Here is an 18,856-nt window from a genome sequence, read left to right as displayed (position 1 = left end):
CTTTCCATCCGATGGATGAAGTGCTTCGCTTGCAGGAGGCCGAAGAGCTGTTGCGGCTCATGGCGTCGCGTCTCAGTCTGGCTGCGGAGGGGCGGGATCCGCAGATCGACGATGAGGCGTACGCACTGAGAAAGGCGGTGCGCAACGGCCTGGATTACCAGCACTTGCACGCCATTCTGGAACGTATTTCAGCGCGCATGCTCGTGCTGGACGACGACGCGGCCGACTCGGCGGACAAATCTGCTGCGCCGGAAGACGGCGAGTTGCTGCGTGCGCTGTTGCAGCAGGTGGATTGGCCAGAGCCCTGTGCGGCAGAAGCCGAATCGCTGCTGGCGCATTGGCCGCAGTCAGGGGCTGGTTTTGCCGGGGTGGTCGATACCGTAGCCCATCTGATCAGGCAGGCCCTGCCGGAAAGGCGGGAGGCGGGTGGCGGCCTGATCGAGTCCGTGGTCAATATCTTTCTGCAGCGGCTCGATCTCGGCGAGGAACTGCACATGCGAGCTGAGCGGATCCGCTTGGCTGCGGAGGGCCGGGAGGCGTCGGCGGCGTTGAGCGAAGCGCTGGGTGCGCTGGCCGACCTGATCGCCGAACGGCTTTTACGGCTGCAGCGCCAGCGCAACGACCTGGAAGCCTTTGTCGACGGCTTGGGTATGCGCCTGGGTGACGTCGCCCAACAGATCGAGGGTTTCGCCAGCAGCAATACGACGTCGCTGGAGGATGCGCGCGAACTCAGCGCGAATATGCGTGAACAGGTGCAGGGACTGTCCTCACACGTCAGCGGTGCGCACAGCCTCGAACAGCTGAAGCAGTCGGTGCGCGGGAGCCTGAACAAGTTGCTCCAGCGCGTGAACAACTACTGCTCCCGGGAGGAAGCGCGCAAGCTGGAACTGGAGAAGCAGGTCGAGACCCTGAGCGGACGTCTGCAGGCGCTCGAAATCGAAGGCCAGGAACTGCGCACGCTGCTGATGGCCGAGCACGAAGCGGCAACCACCGACGCGCTTACCGGCGTACCCAATCGGCTGGCTTATGATATGCGCGTCGAGAAGGAATTCCAGCGCTGGCAGCGTGCGGGCGGCGCCTTATCCCTGGTGGTGCTGGATATCGACCACTTCAAGCGGTTGAACGACGCTTATGGTCATCGTGCCGGCGACAAGGCCTTGTCGATGCTGGCACAGGTGCTGCGCAAGAAGGTACGGGACAGCGATTTTTTCGGCCGCTACGGTGGCGAGGAATTTGCGCTAGTCCTGCCGGGGACGCCGCTGCAGGCGGCTCTGGGGGTAGCGGAGAAATTGCGTGAGGAGGCTCTCGCTGCGCCGTTTCATCATCGCGGCCAACGTGTGTCGCTGACCTTGTCCGGCGGTGTAGCGGCTTTTCGCGAGGGTGACGAGCTGAGCGAGGTCTTCGAACGTGCCGACCGTGCGCTCTACCGGGCCAAGCAGGCCGGGCGCAACCGCTGCGAAATCGAGGCTTGAGGTTGCCGGGGCGCTCTGTAGGCTATTCTTGCACGCGGCGGTAGATCAGTTCCCAGACGCCGTGGCCGAGGCGCTTGCCACGCTGCTCGAACTTGGTCGGCGGCCGGTCGGTGGGGGATGGTGCAAAGGTGCCGGGACCGTGCAGGTTGGTTAGTTCCGGGGCCGCCTCCATGACCTCGCGCATGTGCTCGGCATAATCCTCCCAGTCGGTGGCGAGGTGAATGCGTCCGCCCGGGGCGAGTTTGCGGACCAACAGGGTGACGAACTCGGGTTGAATCAGGCGGCGTTTGTGGTGGCGTTTCTTATGCCAGGGATCAGGGAAGAAGATCTGGATCACGGCCAGCGATCCGTCCGCGATGCAGCGCTCCAGCACCTCTACCGCATCGGCGTTGAACGCCCGCAAATTGGTCAGGGCCAGCCGCTCGGCAACCTGCAATAAATGACCGACGCCGGGGCGATGGACTTCGATTCCGATATAGTCACGCTCCGGATGGGTCTGTGCCTGTGTGGCCAGGGACTCGCCGTTGCCGAAGCCGATCTCCAGGGTAACCGGAGCGGTACGCCCGAAGATGTCCGTCAGGTCGAGAAAGCCGCCCTGCAGATCGAGCAGCAGTCGGGGCCCCAACTCGACGAGGGCGCGTTCCTGTCCGCTGGTCAGGCGCCCTTCGCGGCGCACGAAACTGCGGATGCGTCGATGTGCATGCTGTTTGGTCATGGTCCGGTACGGGCCGCTCCGGTTCTGGGACGGCTTCAGTCTGCGTTGAGTCGGGTTTCGGTTGCGCTCGGCGGAGCTTAATCGACCAAGCCTTCCGCGGGGGAGGATGCGGAGGCATAGCGCTTGCGCGGCATGCGCCCGGCAAGAAAGGCTTCGCGGCCGGCTTCGATGCCCTTGCGCATGGCCGAGGCCATCAACACCGGTTTTTGCGCAGCGGCGATGGCCGTGTTCATGAGCACACCGTCGCAACCCAGTTCCATAGCCACTGCGGCGTCGGAGGCGGTACCTACGCCGGCGTCGACGATGATTGGAACCTGCGCATTCTCGATGATCTCGAGAATGCTGTAGGGATTGCGGATGCCGAGCCCGGAACCGATCGGCGCGGCGAGCGGCATGACCGCCACGCAGCCTATTTCTTCCAGCCGGCGGGCGATGATCGGATCGTCGTTGGTGTACACCATGACCTCGAAGCCCTCGCCGACCAGCGTTTCGGCCGCATCGAGCGTTTCGATCACGTTGGGAAACAGCGTCTTCTGATCGCCCAGCACTTCCAGTTTCACCAAAGTGTGGCCATCGAGCAGCTCGCGCGCCAGGCGGCAGGTACGCACGGCGTCCGCCGCCGTGTAGCAGCCGGCGGTGTTGGGCAGCAGGGTGTAGCGTTCGGGAGATACGGCGTCGAGCAGGTTCGCTTCGCCGGGTTCCTGGCCGATGTTGGTGCGGCGCACGGCGAAGGTGACGATCTCCGCGCCGCTGGCGGCGACGGCGTTCGCGGTCTCGTCCAGGTCTTTGTATTTCCCCGTGCCGACCAGTAGGCGCGAACGATAGCGGCGGGTTCCGATCGCGAGGAGGTCGTCGGTATTGGCGTCAGCGATGCTTGCGGGATTCGTGGACATGGCGTTGTGTATCCGTTGAGCTGTTTGCGGGGTGTGCCACGGAGTGTTCAGGGTGGCCGTGTGACGGTTGCGGAGTCCGTTCACCCGCCTCCGATGGCGTGCACGATTTCGATGCGGTCGCCCTGTTGCAGGCGATGGTCGTCGAAATGGCTGCGGGGGACGACCTCCTGGTTGACCTCCATCGCCAGACGGCGGCCTTCGAGGTCGAGCATGGCGATGAGCTGGCGCGCTGTGATCGCCTCGGGTACTTCGCGGGCCTGGCCGTTGAGGGTTATCTCCATGGCTCTACTGTCCGGGTATTGAGGGTGCGATTCTACTCCTATCGCCAGCTTTTTGGGGTTCGTGTCGGGGATGGATGAGTGGTTGTGGTTTTGGTCTTGTGTCAGTAAACGCGGTGTACTTGTTGGCTTGGGTGATCGGTTTCGGGCGCGATTTGAGGTGTGGGGGGTCGCATGATCGAGGTGACGCGCCCGAGCCGATTTGTTCTGGGGGGTCGCATGATCGAGGTGACGCGCCCGAGCCGATTTGTTCGACGCATCCCTGCGCCTCACCCCTTCGGGGCTTGCGCGAAAAATCGTTCCCGACGATTTTTTCTTTGAAATGCGCAAAGAAACCGGCGAAAGAAACGCACCCCCAGGATCGCTTGTCCCTGTCGGGCGACCTCGCGAACGTACTCCTGAGCGCGGCCCGCAGCCATTCGCCATCCGGGCGAAGGGCTGCTTGGCCGGCGTCCTGCCGGCCATCCCCGCCCAGGTGCGCGCTCGCGAGGCAAGCGATCAGGGGGCCGAACGTCAAAACCGGGCGAGTCCGAAACTGAATCGTTCTAAATCAGCTTGGTAGCAGATCAAACATTTGGGTTGCGCCCTGTTTTGCCTCCCCGGTTCCCGTGTGGCCTTGCCTCGAGCGTGCGCCCCGGCGCGGGCTCGGGCGGCAGGACGCCGCCCGAGCAGGCTTTGCCAGGATGGCAAGTGCCTGCGGTGCCCCGCGACGGGGTGTGCGCTCGAGGTTTGCCCGTCAGGGACAAGGCCTCTCGGGTGCCTTATCTTTCGCCTCTTTACTTTGGGCATGCAAAGAAAGGGGGGCGGGCGCGTCACCCAAGGAGGGGCAATACTGGAAACGCCGATTCGCGCCCGAAACGAGTCTCAGCGCCAACAATGGAAATAGGTCTCACCGTAAAACCAACAGAAACCCCACACCTCGAATCAGGCCCGAAACAAGTCATCGCGGCCCTCTAGCGAGATACACCCAGGCGGATCAACTTCCCCTTTGCTAAAATCTCGCACCCAATTGCTCAAGTTAGCGCAGTTTCGCCAGAATCGCTCGTATGACTCAACGCAAGGCAGTAGCTCTGATCTCCGGCGGCCTGGATTCCATGCTCGCTACCCGTGCCGTAATGGAACAGGGCGTGCACGTCGAAGGCATCAACTTCTTCACCGGGTTCTGCGTGGAGGGACACACACACGCCATCCGCAAGCAGGACCGAGCCAAACCGAAGCGCAATAACGCACTGTGGGTTGCCGAGCAGCTCGGCATCCGCCTGCACATCGTCGACATCGTTGAGGAATACAAGGATGTGGTGCTCAACCCGAAGCACGGCTACGGGGCCAATCTCAATCCCTGTCTGGACTGCAAGGTCTTCATGGTCGGCAAGGCGCGCGAATGGATGCAGGCCAATGGCTTCGATTTCATTATCACGGGCGAGGTGATCGGCCAGAGGCCCAAGTCACAGCGCAAGCAAACCATGCCGATCGTTGCGCGCGAATCGGGGGCGGACGATCTGCTGCTGCGCCCTCTGTGCGCGAAGAATCTGGCGCCTACTCTGCCAGAGCGAGAGGGCTGGGTGGGCCGGGAGCAGCTATTCAACTTCTCGGGTCGCTCGCGCAAGCCGCAGATGGCGCTGGCCGAGCGTTTCGGTTTGGAGGACTATGCGCAGCCCGCTGGAGGCTGCTGCTTTCTCACGGACGAGAGCTATTCGCGCAAGCTCGCCGATCTGTGGCAGCACCGCGGTGAAAAGCGCTACGAACTCGACGACATCATGCTGCTCAAGGTGGGGCGCCACTTGCGCCCCCGTCCACATTTCAAGCTCATCGTCGCCCGCGAGGAAGGCGAGTCGCGCTTCCTTGAGGGTTATCGCAAGCAATTTACGCATCTGCACCCGATCAGTCATGGTGGGCCGCTGACCCTGGTCGAAGGCGAGTATCTCAGCGCCGAGGACCTGACCCTGGCTGCGCGGATCGTGGCGCGCTTCAGTCAGGGCCGCGACGCTGCAAGCGTCGAAGTCGCCGTCACGCAGCCCGGTGACGAGCCGCGGCGCTTGAACATTGCGCCGCTTCCGATTGGTGACGTCGCGCAGAGCTGGTATGTCTGAGTCCTCCGAGTACCAACTCGACGCGCGCCGGCTGCTCTGCCCGATGCCGGTGATCCGCGTGCAGGATCGGGTTAAGGGGCTGGCGACAGGTGACCGGCTGCGGGTTTTCTGCACCGATCCGGGCGCTCTGGCCGATGTCCCGGCGTGGTGCCGTGTACACGGCCACCGTGTGATCGAGACGCAGGAGATCGATGGCGAAGTGGAGATTCTGATCGAGCTCGGCTGAGCGCACGGCTATGGCATAATCGCCGTTCCGCCATCTTGACCCATCGCCTGATGCCCGACTCCGACCTTTCCACCCCCGATGTCCGCTTCGCCGCGATGCGGCGTGTCACTCTGGTCGGCGCGTTGGTCAATGTCGTGGTGTCCGCCGCACAGATCACTGGCGGCGTCTTCGCACATTCCCAGGCTTTGATCGCGGATGGCTTGCATACGCTCTCCGATCTGATCAGCGATGCGGTCGTGTTGTTCGCGGCCAAGCAAGGAAGCCAGGATGCCGACGAGGAACACCCCTACGGCCATCGCCGCATCGAGACCTTGGGGTCGGTGTTCGTCGGCCTGGCCCTGGTCGGCGTGGCTGTGGCGATCGGTTTCAATGCCGGAGAGCGTTTGTTCCATCCGGGACGTCTGTTCGATCCGGAGCCTCTGGCTCTGGCTTTCGCCGCGCTCGCCATCGTGTCCAAGGAAGCGCTCTACCACTACACCGTGCATGTCGCCAAGCGCGTGCGCTCCAGTCTGTTGCGGGCCAACGCCTGGCATCATCGCTCCGACGTGTTTTCCTCGCTGGTGGTGTTCGCCGGCATCGGCGGCACGTTGCTCGGCTTGCCCTACCTGGATGCGATAGCGGCCATCGTGGTCGCGGTCATGATTGCGCGCATCGGTTGGCAGCTGGCCTCCAGCGGTGTGCGCGAGCTTATCGATACCGGGCTGGAGCCCGAGGAGGTCGAGGCGATCAGGCGTACCATTCTCGATACCGATGGTGTCAGCGGTCTGCACATGTTGCGCACGCGCCGCATGGGCGGCGAAGCGCTGGCGGACGTGCACATTCTGGTCAATTCCCGTATCAGCGTGTCCGAGGGGCATCGGATCAGCGAAGCCGTCGAGCACCGCTTGATCGAAGAATTCGAGGAGATGTCGGACGTTACCGTCCACATCGATCCCGAGGATGACGAGCGTGAGGCGGCTTGTGCGAGATTGCCGCTGCGCGGCGAATTGATGAGTCGCCTGCGGGCGCAGTGGGGGCAGATTCCCGCGGCCTCCCTGCTGGAGAATGTCGGCCTGCATTACCTAGACGGCCATGTTCATCTGGAGTTGTTTCTGTCCCTGCGCGAAATGTCCGGGACGAAGGAGGCGAAGCAGATTGCACACGAATTGACCGAAGCGTCCAAGACCTTGCCGGAGGTTGGAGAGGTGATGGTCTATTTCCGCTGTGCAAGCACCTAATTTGGTGCGAAAACGATTTTGTTGCACTAGATTGGTGCGGCAAGCATTTGGGTCGTTCCGGCAAATCCTGGTGGCGGGAGCTTGCCGGGCTTGGCATTATTTCTGCTTATGACCGTCGAGCAGGAGCATTGCTGGAGCGATGCCTGTCCATTTCGAGAAACGTTCCACGCGTGAGGAGTCCATTAGCATGTCCCCGACAGACGTTCTGAACATGATCAAGGAATACGACGTCAAATACGTCGACTTCCGCTTCACCGATACCCGCGGCAAAGAGCAGCACGTGAGCGTGCCGTCCAGCACCGTCGACGAGGGCCTTTTCGAGGACGGCAAGATGTTCGACGGCTCCTCCATCGCGGGTTGGAAGGGCATCGAGGCTTCCGACATGATTCTGATGCCCGACGCAGGTAGCGCGGTCATCGATCCGTTTTTCAACGAGACCACCCTGAACCTGCGCTGCGACATCATCGAGCCTTCCAACATGCAGGGCTACGAGCGCGACCCGCGTTCCATCGCCAAGCGCGCCGAGGCCTACCTGAAGTCCACCGGTATCGCCGACACCGCATTCTTCGGCCCCGAGCCCGAGTTCTTCGTGTTCGATGATGTGCGCTGGGGCACCGAGATGGGCGGCGCCTTCTACAGCATCGACTCCGACGAGGCTGGCTGGAACTCCGAGAAAGTGTTCGAGGAAGGCAACATCGGTCACCGTCCCGGCGTAAAGGGCGGTTACTTCCCGGTGCCGCCGGTCGATTCGCTGCAGGATCTGCGCTCGGCGATGTGCGAAGTGCTCGAGGAAATGGGTGTGCCCGTCGAAGTGCACCATCACGAGGTGGCGACTGCGGGACAGTGCGAGATCGGCACGCAGTTCAGCACGCTGGTCAAGCGAGCGGACTGGAACCAGATTATGAAATACACCATCCAGAACGTCGCCCATAACTACGGTAAGACCGCCACCTTCATGCCCAAGCCGCTGGTCGGCGACAACGGCAACGGCATGCACGTGCACCAGTCGCTGTCCAAGGGCGGCGTCAACTTGTTCGCCGGCGATCTGTACGGCGGCCTGTCCGAAACGGCGCTGTTCTACATTGGCGGCATCATCAAGCATGCTCAGGCGATCAACGCCTTCGCGAATGCATCGACCAACAGCTACAAGCGTCTGGTTCCGGGTTTCGAGGCGCCGGTGATGCTCGCGTATTCCGCGCGCAACCGTTCCGCTTCGATCCGTGTGCCGTGGGTGTCCAGCCCGAAGGCGCGCCGTATCGAGGTTCGTTTCCCGGATTCGACCGGCAATCCCTACTTCTCCTTCACGGCCATGCTGATGGCCGGCCTGGATGGCATCCAGAACAAGATCCATCCCGGCGAAGCCATGGACAAGAACCTGTACGACCTGCCGCCGGAGGAAGAAAAGAAGATTCCTCAGGTGTGCAGCTCGCTGGAGCAGGCCCTGGCCGCGCTCGACGCCGACCGCGACTTCCTGAAGGCCGGCGACGTGTTCACCGACGACGCCATCGATGCCTACATCGAACTCAAGATGGAGGAGGTCACGCGCCTGCGCATGACCACGCATCCGGCGGAATTCGATATGTATTACAGCCTCTGAGCCGTTCAGGCGCAGCGGTTTGTCACGGAGACGCCCCGCACGGGGCGTTTCTTTTTTGTGCTGGTCTTTATGCGTGCGCCGTTTCGATGGTCACTCCAGGCCGACGAATGCGGCTTGCGGCGAGCGCCGTGCAGCGCCTATGCTCAAGGCATGCAGCGTTTATTGCTTTTCCTGGTCGTTTGCCTGGCCCTGCCTGTCGCGGTGGGGGCGCAGATCTACAGTTGGACCGATGCCCAGGGCAATACCGTCTTTTCCGACCAGAAGCCTCCGTCGGGCGTGGCGTCGCACTCGGTTGAACTCAAGCCTCTGAATACCGTGCCGGCCGCCCCTGCTCCCAATTCGGCCGCGCAGGCGGCGCCGCAGAGCGCTCCGGCCGTCACCGAGCAGGCCAAGCCGCAGCTGCGCATCGTCAGCCCCAAGAACGAGCAGGCCCTGCGTGCGAACAATGGCGATATCACCATCAAGCTGCAGGTCAGCCCGGAACTTGCCAAGGGGCAGGCGCTGCAGTTGTATCTCGATGAAAAAGTCGTCTACGTCGGCCGTTCGCTCGATGTTCGGCAACAGAATCTAGATCGTGGGGCTCATCACGCCTATGTCGTGCTGACGGATGTGCAGGGCCAGGTGTTGCGTCGTTCCAAGGCGATCACTTTTTACGTGTTGCGCCATTCGATTCTGTTCAAGAAGCCGGCCGGATCGGCTCCTTAGGGCCTGCTCACGCTATTGCGCGACGCGCTGGACTCCTCGTGGGTGCGGCGGCCAGCGCTTGGCCGGCTCCCGGATTGGAGCCGTGCGTTCTGCTGCGGCGGGTTCTGTGCCTTTTCTGTCCTCCGATATACAGCCCCTATTTGGGGCGTTTCGCCCGACAATGGTGCGTTCTAGTCCGTAGGGGAGCGGCTTGGCGGGGCTATGGGTGGGCGCGGATATTGCTTGAGCGTTCGATATGCCCCGGTAGGGCGGCTTTATGATGCCTTGATGAATCAGATTGCACTTCAAACTGGCACGATCGACGCGCACGCGATTCTGGACGGACTGACCACTTCGGTGTTCATGTTCGACCGGGATCTGCGTCTCGTATACCTCAATCCCGCCGGCGAGATGCTACTGGAACACAGTGCGCAAAACATGTTGGGTCAGCCGGCTGAAGCGATGTTTTCGGATGGCAACGGATTTGTGGAAGCGATGCGAGAAGTCATGGCGAGCATCCATCCGCAGACCGAACGTGAGAAAACGCTCACTTTGCCCGGCGCACGCGACGTCACAGTGGATTGCACGCTTTCACCTTGGATTACCGGTGAGGCGGTCGAGGGTTTGCTGCTCGAACTCAGCCAGATCGATCGTCAGCTGCGGATTACGCGGGAAAAACGCCTGCTGACCCAGCAGGCGACGGCGCGTCGTCTGTTGCGCGGTCTGGCGCACGAAATAAAGAATCCTTTGAGCGGCCTGCGCGGCGCCGCGCAACTGCTCGAACGCGAGTTGGATTCCGAGGGCCTGCGCGAATACACCGGCATCATCATCAGCGAGGCGGACCGCCTGCGGGCGCTGGTGGACCGGATGCTGGGCCCCAACAGCCGTCCGCGCATGGAGTCGGTCAACGTGCACGAGATTCTCGAGCGCGTCAGACAGCTGGTCGGCGTCGAGTCGCCGGGAGGCATTGCGCTCAACACGGACTACGATCCGAGCATTCCCGATCTGTACATAGACCGCGACATGATCATCCAGGCGGTGCTCAACATCGTACAGAACGCGGTGCATGCGCTCGAGGGGCGTGGCGAGATCCTCATGCGCACGCGCATCGCGCGCAACTACACCATCGGCGGTACGCGTCACCGGCTTATCGCGGTGATCGAGGTGCACGACAACGGCCCAGGCATTCCCGACAATCTCATCGAACGCATGTTTTATCCCATGGTTTCGGGTCAGGCTGGCGGAACCGGTCTGGGTCTGGCCATTTCTCAATCGCTGGTCACGCAGCATGGCGGTCTGATCGAGTGCCAGTCGCGTCCCGGCCATACCGTTTTCACCCTCCTTTTGCCTTTGGAGGCAAATGCATGAATGTCAGCCACAACGGTAGTCTCTGGGTTGTCGATGACGATCGCTCCATTCGGTGGGTGCTGGAGCGTGCCCTGAGCGGTTCGGGGTTCGACGTACACAGCTTCAGCGACGCCGAATCGGTGCTGCAACAGCTTGAGCATGAGCGCCCGGACGCCGTCATCAGCGATATCCGCATGCCGGGCATGGACGGGCTCGAACTGCTCGAGCGGATCCATATAGGACATCCGGAGCTGCCCGTCATCATCATTACGGCGCATTCTGACCTGGATGCCGCTGTCGCCGCCTATCAGGGCGGGGCGTTCGAATATCTGCCCAAGCCGTTCGACGTGGACGAAGCGGTCGAACTTGCCCGCCGTGCCGTGCAGCGTGCGCGCGAGCGCCCAGTGCCGCGCGTCAGCGAGTCGCTTGAGGATGGCGCCGGCATCATTGGCGAAGCGCCCGCAATGCAGGAGGTGTTCCGGGCGATCGGCCGTTTGGCACGCTCCAACATCACGGTGCTGATCACGGGCGAATCCGGCACCGGCAAGGAGCTTATCGCGCGTGCATTGCATCAACACAGCCCGCGGGCCGGAGGGCCGTATATCGCGCTGAATACCGCGGCGATTCCGCGCGATCTGCTGGAGTCGGAATTGTTCGGCCACGAGAAAGGGGCCTTCACGGGCGCGCAGACGCAGCGCCGCGGCCGTTTCGAGCAGGCCGATGGCGGCACGTTGTTTCTGGACGAAATCGGCGATATGCCGCCGGAGCTGCAGACGCGCCTGCTGCGCGTGTTGGCCGATGGCGAGTTCTACCGTGTTGGCGGACACACGCCGATTCGTGTCGACGTGCGCATCATCGCGGCGACACACCAGAATCTCGAACGCAGAGTCGCCGAAGGGCAGTTCCGCGAGGATCTGCTGCATCGTCTGAACGTAATCCGGTTGCGCCTCCCGCCGCTGCGTGAGCGCCCCGAGGACATTCCTATTCTGCTCGAGCATTTCCTCCAGCAGGCTGCGCAGGAGCTGGACACCACGCCCAAGCTGCCGCTGCCGGAGGTGATAGAGCACCTCGTCCACTATCCCTGGCCCGGCAACGTGCGCGAGTTGGAAAACACCTGCCGCTGGCTGACGGTGATGGCTACCGGCAACGAGTTGCATCTGGAGGATCTGCCGCCGGAGTTGCGTCAGCGTCAGGCCTCGAGCGAAGGCCTGGATTGGGAGGCGCCGCTGGCGCGCTGGGCGCAGCGCCACGTGGCCATGGCGGATGAGCCGTTGCTCGATGTGGCACTGCCACGCTTGGAGCGCATTCTGATCGAAGCCGCGCTGCATCGGACCGGTGGGCGCCGCCAAGAGGCATCCAAGCTGTTGGGGTGGGGGCGCAACACGCTGACGCGCAAGATCAAGGAGCTGGGCATGGTCGCGGAGGACAGCGAGGACGAGGAGATGGAGGAGACTTCTTCCTGAGGTTGGCGTTAGCGGCGTATCGACGTCGGGCCCATGGGTGGGGTTTGCATTGATTGTCCGCCGTGGCGTACGCGTTGCGGTGGTCCATGTGGACCCCGCCAATGGAGGCGGCGACACTGAGTCGCTTGAAAAGGGTTAGCCGTCGCCTGCTTTCCCTCTCGTCCTGCCTTGGCCCATTGGCGGGGTCCGAGCATTACCCCGTTTTCCGCATGGATCGTTCGTTCTCTCAGGGCTCGATGCGTGTGCCTAAGACCTGCAGGAAGGCGGCGATCCACGCCGGATGTGCGGGTCAGGCGGGGGCGCTGACCAGTTTGCCGTCGGTTACGGCCTCATCCATCCCGATGTCGGCATACTCACCGCCGGCCAGACGCACCTCCGGCGCGCAGGCCGGATAGGCCGACAGGCGTTTGCCCCGGATCACGTCCGCTGCCGCCAATACCTGCGCGCCGTGGCAGATTGCCGCGATCGGCTTGTCGGCGTCGGCGAAGTGGCGGGTGATTTCCAATACGCGCTGGTTGAGGCGTATGTACTCAGGCCCGCGGCCGCCGGCGATGACCAGGCCGTCGTAGCTGCTTTCGTCAACGCTGTCGAAATCCGCGTTCAGGGTGAAGCGATGGCCCGGCTTCTCGGTGTAGGTCTGATCTCCCTCGAAGTCGTGGATGGCGGTCTTGATCGTCTGGTCCTTTTTCTTGTCGGGACAGACGGCGTGGACTTCGTGCCCGACCATGGTCAGTGCCTGGAAAGGAACCATGATCTCGTAGTCCTCTCCGAAATCCCCGACCAGCATGAGTAGGCGCTTGCCCGCCATGACGTTTCCTCCTCTTGAGTCGTTTCGGGTGCGTTCGCGCGAGGGCCGTCGCCGGGATGCGGTTCATCGATTCGATGTTCAGGCGGAAGCCGTATGCTCGTACGGACATCAGGAATGTAGCTTAGCTGCACTGGTGCGGCTTGCCGATCGGACATGGGCTCCGTAGAATCCCAACCCGTGCGGGTGTAGTTCAATGGTAGAACAGGAGCTTCCCAAGCTTCTAACGTGGGTTCGATTCCCATCACCCGCTCCAATTCAGCTTCCATGGAAATCCACTGAGTTCCATAAGCCGTTGTCAGCAAAGAGTATTTCGCCAGACAGCGATCCAGTGAGATCCACCGAAATCCACCCGCTGCTGGACTGATTTAGTCCATCAAAGCGGTCGGGTTCGAGTCCGGATTGTTCCTGGGGGCGAGCGGGCGATGGGATGAGCATCTGACTCCTGACTCTGTTCAGGAGCAGACATGGCACTTACCGACATGACGGTCCGGCAGGCCAAGGCTACCGGCAAGGACTATACCCTCGGCGATCTCGACGGGCTTTCCCTCGGCGTGAGCGCGCAGGGAAGGAAATCCTAGCACTTCCGCTACACGTGGCTTGGCAAGCAGAAGCGGATGTCCCTGGGAACCTACCCGGAAATCAGCCTGCGAGATGGCCGCACTCGACGCGACGAGGCCCGCGCGCTACTGGCCAAAGGCATCAACCCCCAGCTCCATCGCGAGAAGGAACGCCAAGCGGTCTCCCTGGCCGCCGAGCACACTTTCCAGGCGGTCTACGAAAAGTGGCTCGCGCACCGCTCGCTCAAGCTCAAGGAAGGCCGGCAGAGCACGCTGGTCCAGATTCGGCGCGCCTTCGACAAGGACGTCCTGCCCGCGTTGCGCAAGCGGTCGATCTACGAGATCAACCGCGCCGACCTGCTTGAGGTCGTCGGCCGCATCGAGCGGCGCAAGGCACTGTCGGTGGCCGAGAAGGTAAGACCCTGGTTCAACCAGTTCTTCCGCTACGCCTTGGTGATCGTGCCGGGACTGGAGCGGAACCCGGCCTCCGACCTTGATGTCGTCGCATTGCCCCAGCCGCCCGTGCGCCACGACCCGTTCCTGCGCATGGAGGAGCTGCCCGCTTTCCTGCGAACCTTGCGCAAGTACCCCGGCAGACAGCAAACCCAACTCGGGATTCGACTCCTGTTACTGACGGGCGTGCGGACGGGAGAACTCCGCCGTGCGGAGCCGGGGCAGTTCCTTCTGGACGACGGCCTGTGGATCATCGAGCCGGAGAACGTGAAGCAGTTGAAGACCCAGATGATCAAGGCGGGGAAGAACCCTGCGGACATCCCTCCCTACATCGTGCCGCTGTCCGTTCAGGCCATCGAGGTCATCAGGTTCATGCTGGACCGCTTCAAGCCGGCCCAACGCTATCTGTTCGCCCACGCCAGCGACCTCAACGAGCGCATCAGCGAGAACACCATCAATGGGGCGCTCAAGCGTCTGGGTTACGAGTCGCAACTGACCGGCCACGGCATCCGCGGAACGATTTCGACGGCGCTCAATGAGATCGGCTACCCGAAGGTTTGGATCGGGGCGCAACTGTCCCACGCCGACCGGGACAAGGTGAGCGCGGCCTACAACCACGCCGAGTACGTGGAACAGCGGCGCCGGATGATGCAGGACTGGGCCGATCGGCTCGACCTGTTCGAACAAGGCCAGGTCGAAGCCGCAAGCGCCCACCTGACCGTCCACCTGGAAGGCGTGACCGGCGCCGCGGAGGATCGGAACGCCGGAACGCCTCCAGGGGAAGCGGCGGCCCCGATTCTGCTGGTGGCAAAGCCGCGGGATGGCATGAACCTGTCAACGATCCCGGTACAGCGACTGTCGGCCGTTCGGGCGCCCCGGTCCGAGGAGCCCGCGCTGTCGAACATCCAGCGCGAACGGATGCTGCTGCTCGATATCCTGGAGGCGCCCCACAACCTCTCTGTCGTCGAATACGCCAAGCTCGCCGGCAAGTCCCGCCGCTGGATCACTTACGAAATCCGGGTGGGCAACCTCCTGTCGATCAGCCTGGGCAACCGGGGACAGCGCGTACCGGATTGGCAACTCGATCCTCTCAAGCGCCGGCTGGTCCAGACCATCCTCAGGCAGATGCCCCCGGGAGTGGATACGTGGCACATCTACCACGCGCTCATGCGGCCGAGTGGACTGTTCCAGGGGCAGTCCCCGATCGATGCGGTGACGCCGGAGAACCCGCACGTCGCCGTGCATCTGGTATGCAGGGCGGTGGGCGAGAAGGTGATGCAGCGTGAGGGTCTTGGCATGTGAGCCTGAAGTGCCCCAACGGCAGGTCGCCGACATGAGGGTTCTACACGGGATCGGGATCGGTTATCAGCGACAGGTACGGATTGTTCGGTGGCGCGTTGATGAACAGGGCCTGCGGGTCTTCCAGCAAGTAGCCGTGGAGGCGCCGCGATTTCCGCGGCCCCGTGACCGTGCAGGTCCAGATGTTCAGACCGCTCCGTTGCTTGCGGTGCAGTTGCAGCTTCTCGAATCGTTTCTGCACCCATTGCCAATCGGCCAACTGTTCCTGTTTTGCAAGGAAAGCAGTCTTGGGGTGTTCCCGAGCGTAGCGCTGGAACACGCCGGGACTGACCAGATAGACGGTATCGGCGGCCGTATGCACCAATGCCTTGGCGTCATTGATGATGAGCGTGCGCGCCTCGATGCGCCGGCGCAGCCAGGCGACAAAGTGTTCGCCCGACAGTGCTTCCTCCAGTCCTGACGGCCACTCAGGTGCCGGTAATGGCGTGTCGATCGGTGCCACCGATTCAATGGATTCGAGAGACGACGCTTCCATGGTTGGAGGAAGGGACTCGGTGGTCGGCGAGAGGATGGCCGACGCCACGTCGGAGGAGCCAAGCAGATCCAGCAGCGCCTCGACAGCACCAGCTGGCTGCACCGGCAAAGACTTGGATGCGGCCGAATCCTCCATGGCTGGCAGCGACGCGGGAATGGTTGGTTCCGCCTCCTCCTGCACCACCGTCACCGTTCCGGCGAACGGCGGAGGCCGCTCGTCGCCTTCCCAGATCAGGGAGGGCGCGAGGCGCAGGAGCGTGAAGGTATGCGACCAGCCCGCGTCGCTGGTGACGGTGGCCTTCCAGATCGCCTTGCCCTCCGGCGTCGGCTGCGCAATGCCATGGTCCTGTAGCACGTTGAAGACGGCGGTGTTGCTGGAGGGGATGCCGTCGATACCCTGGGACAGCAGATAGGCACGCAGTTTGTCCGAAACCGTCTTGCTGACCAGCCACAGCGCATCCTGAGTCAGCCATCCATCCGAGGCCTGGGGCTGGTTCAGCTTGAATTCCTCCTTGAGCAGATAGCGCAGGCCGTCCAGCAGCTTGCGCTGCAGCGCGTGCCTGGGCGCCGCCAGCGCCTTGCCGGGATCACCGCCGAGTTCCTGGGCGACCGATGCCTGATCGGCCTGCACAACCAGTTTGCCGAGCGTGCCGGCGTGCTCGTACTGGCCGGCCAGCACGTATAGCAGCGCGGCCCAGAGGTCGGGATAGCCGCTGAGCCAGTCGAAGATGTCCCGATCGAGAAGGCGCGCGTAGAGCAGCCCGGTGGCGGCGCTGTGCAGGCGGTACTCGCGCTCCTTTCGGTAACGGAAACGGTAGGGCTTTCGCAGCGGGCCGTGCCAGGGATGCCAGACGCTGCCGTCGGCATGCTCGACGTGCAGATCGACCGCAATCTTGCCGACGTCGTGCAGCAGGGCCGCGTAGGCCGTGCCTGCGGTCCAAGCTTCGGCCTGTGCCGCCTGTGCCGCCTGTGCCGCCTGTGCCTCCGGCGTGACGCCCGCAGGCAGCAGGTATGACTGCCGCAGCTTCAGCGCATAGGCGACGATCTCCAGGCCGTGGTCCAGCATGCCGCCCGGATAGGCGTGGTGGTGGTTCTCGGAGGCCGGGAACTGCTGGACCAGCTCGGCGTAGCGCTCCAGTGGGGCGAGGTAGAGCGTGGCGAACTGCCGGCGCGAGAGCGATGTGCGCTGTCAGATGTGTTCCAGCAGTTTCTGCCGGCGCGGCGTGGCCAGCAGCGATGCGGCCGACTCCGGCCGCATCGACCATTTCGGAGTTTCGATGGCGGAGGTGGGCGGTGTGCCGGCGATGGGTGGCACCCGTTTGCGCTGGAACAGCGAGAGCATGGCGAACCCCGGATGATGGGCTGCTCGGGGCGCCTTTTGGCCTTTTCAGGATAGGGCCTTTCCCCTTGGCGCCCTTCCTTTGCCCCTTCCCAGCCCTTTGGCCTTTGTCGGAAGCCTTTGGGTATAGGGCCGCTACTTCGCGGGTGCCACGATGAATGCGGCATGGGGCAAGCCCGGCAAGTGGGGCGCTGCGGAATGTTCGTCAGCTCTGGCCCAAGCCTGTGTCGAGGGCGGCGGATTGCGCTGCGAAGTCGTCGGGACGGCGCTTGCGGAAGGTTTCGAGATTGGCGAGCTTCCAGCGCAGTGCCGGCAGTTGCGCGGCATGCTGGCACTGCACCAGCGACCAGTCCGGCTCTGCGCGCGCCAGCCCGCTCAGAAACTGCTTGTGCGCGGTGCTCAGTCGCTGTGGCAGCTCGCGCCGCAGCCTGGCGCGAGCGTCGAGCAGTGTCTCCAGGGAGCAGCTCACCTCGGTCATGCCGACAAAGGCCCGCTCGTACTCGCCGGCGATGTCCTTGTCGTTGCCGAACAGCACTTCGTGGGGTGGCCGGTTGTGACCCGCCAGATAGACCACGAAGCACTCGACCATGCCGTCGCTGATGTCGCCCGACTCAAAGAGCTGCCACACGTCGAACAGGTCGCGGGGGTGCTGCCGATCCAGCGCGGCCACCAGCTTGCTGGCGTACAGCTCGTCCGGTGCCAGAACCGGCAGCTCGAACTCGACGCCGAACAGATCGCTGGTCTTGGCGCTCAGCGGCCGCCGCTCGACGGGCAGCACGCTGCCGCGGAACACGACGTTCACCTCGATCTTCACCTGGCCGGCGTCGTTTTCGACGATCAGCTTGGTGTCTCCCAGGTCCTTGGCGCGAACCAGGCGTGTCTGCACGCCCAGTGGCGCAACGCGCGTGGCGATGGCGGCCAGCTCCTGGTTGATGGCTTGCAGCGCTTCGTCGCGCGGCGTCTGCCACGGGAGGTACACCACGTCGATGTCCACCGAAAGGCGCGGCATGTCCCGTACGAAGAGGTTGATAGCCGTGCCGCCCTTCATGGCGAAGATGTCGTTGGCGAACACGTCGGGCGCGACGGCCAGCAGCAGGCGAACGGTGTCCGCGTAGGTCTTATCCATGAGGTCTCAGGCTCAGCAAGGTGCCGTCATCGAGCCGGCTCATCCAGCGCGTGTTGCTGCCGGTGCGAACCGGGTACTGCTCCAGCAGGGCATCGACATCCACGAGGCTGGTCTCGCGCGCCCAGGTCAGGAACAGGCGCACGGCCTTCACGCTGGCGCAGCAGGACAGCAGTTGCCCGAGCAAGTCCTTGCGGGGGGAACGCAGTCCATCGAAGAGGTTGCGGGCCTCTTCGATGCTCTGCTTGACGCCGGCTTCGTACAGCAGCTCCAGCACGGCACGTTCGGGGGCTGCCACCCGCAGATCCTCGGGCAGGCTAGGCGGCGTGGTCAGGGTCTTGCCGGCCAGCGCCGTGTCCGGCCAGTCGAACAGGCGGGCGTGGACGTAGCGGGCCGGAAAGCGCAAAGTGAACCAGGCCGGCAACGCGAAGCGACCGTCGCCCCACAGCACCAGCGCCTCCCGGCTGCCCAGGTTGTGCCGCACCCCCTGCAGGGCCAGGGCGCTCTTGCCGCCGACGTGCAGGCCGGGCACGCGCTGTTGCAGGAACTTCAGCGCACCGTAGACCCCGAACTCATCGTTCGGGAAGGCATAGACGCCATGGGCCAGGCGCACGAGCCACCCGCCGTCGGCATAGTGGGCGGCGAGCTGGGGCGACACCCCGAACTGGCTCAGGGTGGCAAGGTCGAACGGCGCCCCGCGGGGGAGTCCCGCCTGCAGTTGCTTGATTACCTGGTGCCGAGAATTTCCATCCATGCTATAA

At 63.4% G+C, this 18,856-nt stretch carries 14 protein-coding genes, 1 tRNA gene and 2 pseudogenes; 10 read left to right on the top strand and 7 right to left on the bottom strand.

All coding sequences use genetic code 11. From position 1 onward, the window contains the following. The first annotated feature begins 11 nt into the window (after positions 1–11). Positions 12–1,472 (top strand): GGDEF domain-containing protein, encoded by a 1,461-nt coding sequence (locus P8014_RS12660; protein ID WP_337817684.1) that lies wholly within the window; start codon positions 12–14, stop codon positions 1,470–1,472. Between the two features lie 22 nt (positions 1,473–1,494). On the opposite strand, the gene trmB is transcribed toward P8014_RS12660, so the two are convergent. From trmB to thiS, 3 genes are all read right to left on the bottom strand, one after another. Then, positions 1,495–2,187 (bottom strand): tRNA (guanosine(46)-N7)-methyltransferase TrmB, encoded by a 693-nt coding sequence (gene trmB / locus P8014_RS12655; RefSeq protein ID WP_337817683.1) that lies wholly within the window; start codon positions 2,185–2,187, stop codon positions 1,495–1,497. A gap of 77 nt (positions 2,188–2,264) precedes the next feature. After that, complete coding sequence (locus P8014_RS12650) at positions 2,265–3,059, bottom strand: thiazole synthase (protein ID WP_337817708.1); 795 nt, start codon at positions 3,057–3,059, stop codon at positions 2,265–2,267. A gap of 101 nt (positions 3,060–3,160) precedes the next feature. After that, on the bottom strand, positions 3,161–3,361 hold the full coding sequence (gene thiS / locus P8014_RS12645; RefSeq protein WP_337817682.1) for a sulfur carrier protein ThiS: 201 nt from the start codon (positions 3,359–3,361) through the stop codon (positions 3,161–3,163). 1,043 nt (positions 3,362–4,404) lie between these two features. Here thiS and P8014_RS12640 point away from each other — a divergent pair. From P8014_RS12640 to ntrC, 7 genes are all read left to right on the top strand, one after another. Further along, positions 4,405–5,448, top strand: coding sequence for a tRNA (5-methylaminomethyl-2-thiouridylate)-methyltransferase (locus P8014_RS12640; RefSeq protein WP_337817681.1), 1,044 nt, complete (start codon positions 4,405–4,407; stop codon positions 5,446–5,448). Further along, positions 5,441–5,674, top strand: coding sequence for a sulfurtransferase TusA family protein (locus P8014_RS12635; RefSeq protein ID WP_337817680.1), 234 nt, complete (start codon positions 5,441–5,443; stop codon positions 5,672–5,674). The genes P8014_RS12640 and P8014_RS12635 overlap by 8 nt, the downstream gene beginning before the upstream one ends. A 50-nt stretch (positions 5,675–5,724) precedes the next feature. Beyond that, on the top strand, positions 5,725–6,891 hold the full coding sequence (locus P8014_RS12630) for a cation diffusion facilitator family transporter (protein ID WP_337817679.1): 1,167 nt from the start codon (positions 5,725–5,727) through the stop codon (positions 6,889–6,891). A 187-nt stretch (positions 6,892–7,078) separates the two neighbouring features. Next, positions 7,079–8,488: a glutamate--ammonia ligase gene (gene glnA / locus P8014_RS12625; protein WP_337817678.1), complete on the top strand. Its 1,410-nt coding sequence runs from the start codon at positions 7,079–7,081 to the stop codon at positions 8,486–8,488. A 150-nt stretch (positions 8,489–8,638) separates the two neighbouring features. Then, a complete protein-coding gene (locus P8014_RS12620; RefSeq protein WP_337817677.1) occupies positions 8,639–9,193 on the top strand; it encodes a DUF4124 domain-containing protein in 555 nt (184 codons plus the stop codon). Between the two features lie 267 nt (positions 9,194–9,460). Next, positions 9,461–10,540 (top strand): nitrogen regulation protein NR(II), encoded by a 1,080-nt coding sequence (gene glnL / locus P8014_RS12615; RefSeq protein ID WP_337817676.1) that lies wholly within the window; start codon positions 9,461–9,463, stop codon positions 10,538–10,540. Next, positions 10,537–11,982 carry a nitrogen regulation protein NR(I) gene (ntrC, locus tag P8014_RS12610; RefSeq protein WP_337817675.1) on the top strand — a complete coding sequence of 482 codons (1,446 nt, stop codon included), beginning with the start codon at positions 10,537–10,539 and terminating at the stop codon, positions 11,980–11,982. Before glnL ends, ntrC begins: the two co-directional genes overlap by 4 nt. Positions 11,983–12,271: 289 nt before the next feature. Here ntrC and P8014_RS12605 read toward each other — a convergent pair whose 3' ends face one another. Continuing rightward, entirely contained in the window at positions 12,272–12,790 is a 519-nt protein-coding gene (locus P8014_RS12605) for a DJ-1/PfpI family protein (RefSeq protein WP_337817674.1), read from the bottom strand. Between the two features lie 179 nt (positions 12,791–12,969). On the opposite strand from P8014_RS12605, the gene P8014_RS12600 reads away from it, so the two are divergent. Together P8014_RS12600 and P8014_RS12595 are read left to right on the top strand one after the other, a co-directional pair. After that, positions 12,970–13,043 (top strand) — tRNA-Gly (locus P8014_RS12600). 211 nt (positions 13,044–13,254) lie between these two features. Next, positions 13,255–15,102: pseudogene (locus P8014_RS12595) on the top strand (integrase arm-type DNA-binding domain-containing protein). 40 nt (positions 15,103–15,142) lie between these two features. Here P8014_RS12595 and mobH read toward each other — a convergent pair. The 3 genes and pseudogenes from mobH to P8014_RS12580 all read right to left on the bottom strand — a co-directional run bounded on the left by mobH (position 15,143) and on the right by P8014_RS12580 (position 18,849). Continuing rightward, positions 15,143–16,975, bottom strand: a pseudogene (gene mobH, locus P8014_RS12590) (MobH family relaxase). A gap of 202 nt (positions 16,976–17,177) precedes the next feature. Continuing rightward, entirely contained in the window at positions 17,178–18,098 is a 921-nt protein-coding gene (locus P8014_RS12585) for a nucleotidyl transferase AbiEii/AbiGii toxin family protein (RefSeq protein ID WP_337817673.1), read from the bottom strand. Continuing rightward, positions 18,091–18,849 (bottom strand): type IV toxin-antitoxin system AbiEi family antitoxin domain-containing protein, encoded by a 759-nt coding sequence (locus P8014_RS12580; protein ID WP_337817672.1) that lies wholly within the window; start codon positions 18,847–18,849, stop codon positions 18,091–18,093. Before P8014_RS12580 ends, P8014_RS12585 begins: the two co-directional genes overlap by 8 nt. Between the last annotated feature and the right edge of the window lie 7 nt (positions 18,850–18,856).

Source organism: Acidihalobacter sp., from assembly GCF_037381185.1.
Lineage (GTDB): Bacteria > Pseudomonadota > Gammaproteobacteria > DSM-5130 > Acidihalobacteraceae > Acidihalobacter_A.
This window is presented reverse-complemented; position numbering and strand designations above follow the sequence as displayed.

Coding starts and splice junctions, on each gene's coding strand:
- P8014_RS12605 (WP_337817674.1), bottom strand. CDS start 12,790: ATGGCGGGCAAGCGCCTACTCATGCTGGTCGGGGATTTCGGAGAGGAC.
- P8014_RS12585 (WP_337817673.1), bottom strand. CDS start 18,098: ATGGATAAGACCTACGCGGACACCGTTCGCCTGCTGCTGGCCGTCGCG.
- trmB (WP_337817683.1), bottom strand. CDS start 2,187: ATGACCAAACAGCATGCACATCGACGCATCCGCAGTTTCGTGCGCCGC.
- P8014_RS12630 (WP_337817679.1), top strand. CDS start 5,725: ATGCCCGACTCCGACCTTTCCACCCCCGATGTCCGCTTCGCCGCGATG.
- glnA (WP_337817678.1), top strand. CDS start 7,079: ATGTCCCCGACAGACGTTCTGAACATGATCAAGGAATACGACGTCAAA.
- ntrC (WP_337817675.1), top strand. CDS start 10,537: ATGAATGTCAGCCACAACGGTAGTCTCTGGGTTGTCGATGACGATCGC.
- P8014_RS12580 (WP_337817672.1), bottom strand. CDS start 18,849: ATGGATGGAAATTCTCGGCACCAGGTAATCAAGCAACTGCAGGCGGGA.
- P8014_RS12660 (WP_337817684.1), top strand. CDS start 12: ATGGATGAAGTGCTTCGCTTGCAGGAGGCCGAAGAGCTGTTGCGGCTC.
- P8014_RS12620 (WP_337817677.1), top strand. CDS start 8,639: ATGCAGCGTTTATTGCTTTTCCTGGTCGTTTGCCTGGCCCTGCCTGTC.
- thiS (WP_337817682.1), bottom strand. CDS start 3,361: ATGGAGATAACCCTCAACGGCCAGGCCCGCGAAGTACCCGAGGCGATC.
- glnL (WP_337817676.1), top strand. CDS start 9,461: ATGAATCAGATTGCACTTCAAACTGGCACGATCGACGCGCACGCGATT.
- P8014_RS12635 (WP_337817680.1), top strand. CDS start 5,441: ATGTCTGAGTCCTCCGAGTACCAACTCGACGCGCGCCGGCTGCTCTGC.
- P8014_RS12640 (WP_337817681.1), top strand. CDS start 4,405: ATGACTCAACGCAAGGCAGTAGCTCTGATCTCCGGCGGCCTGGATTCC.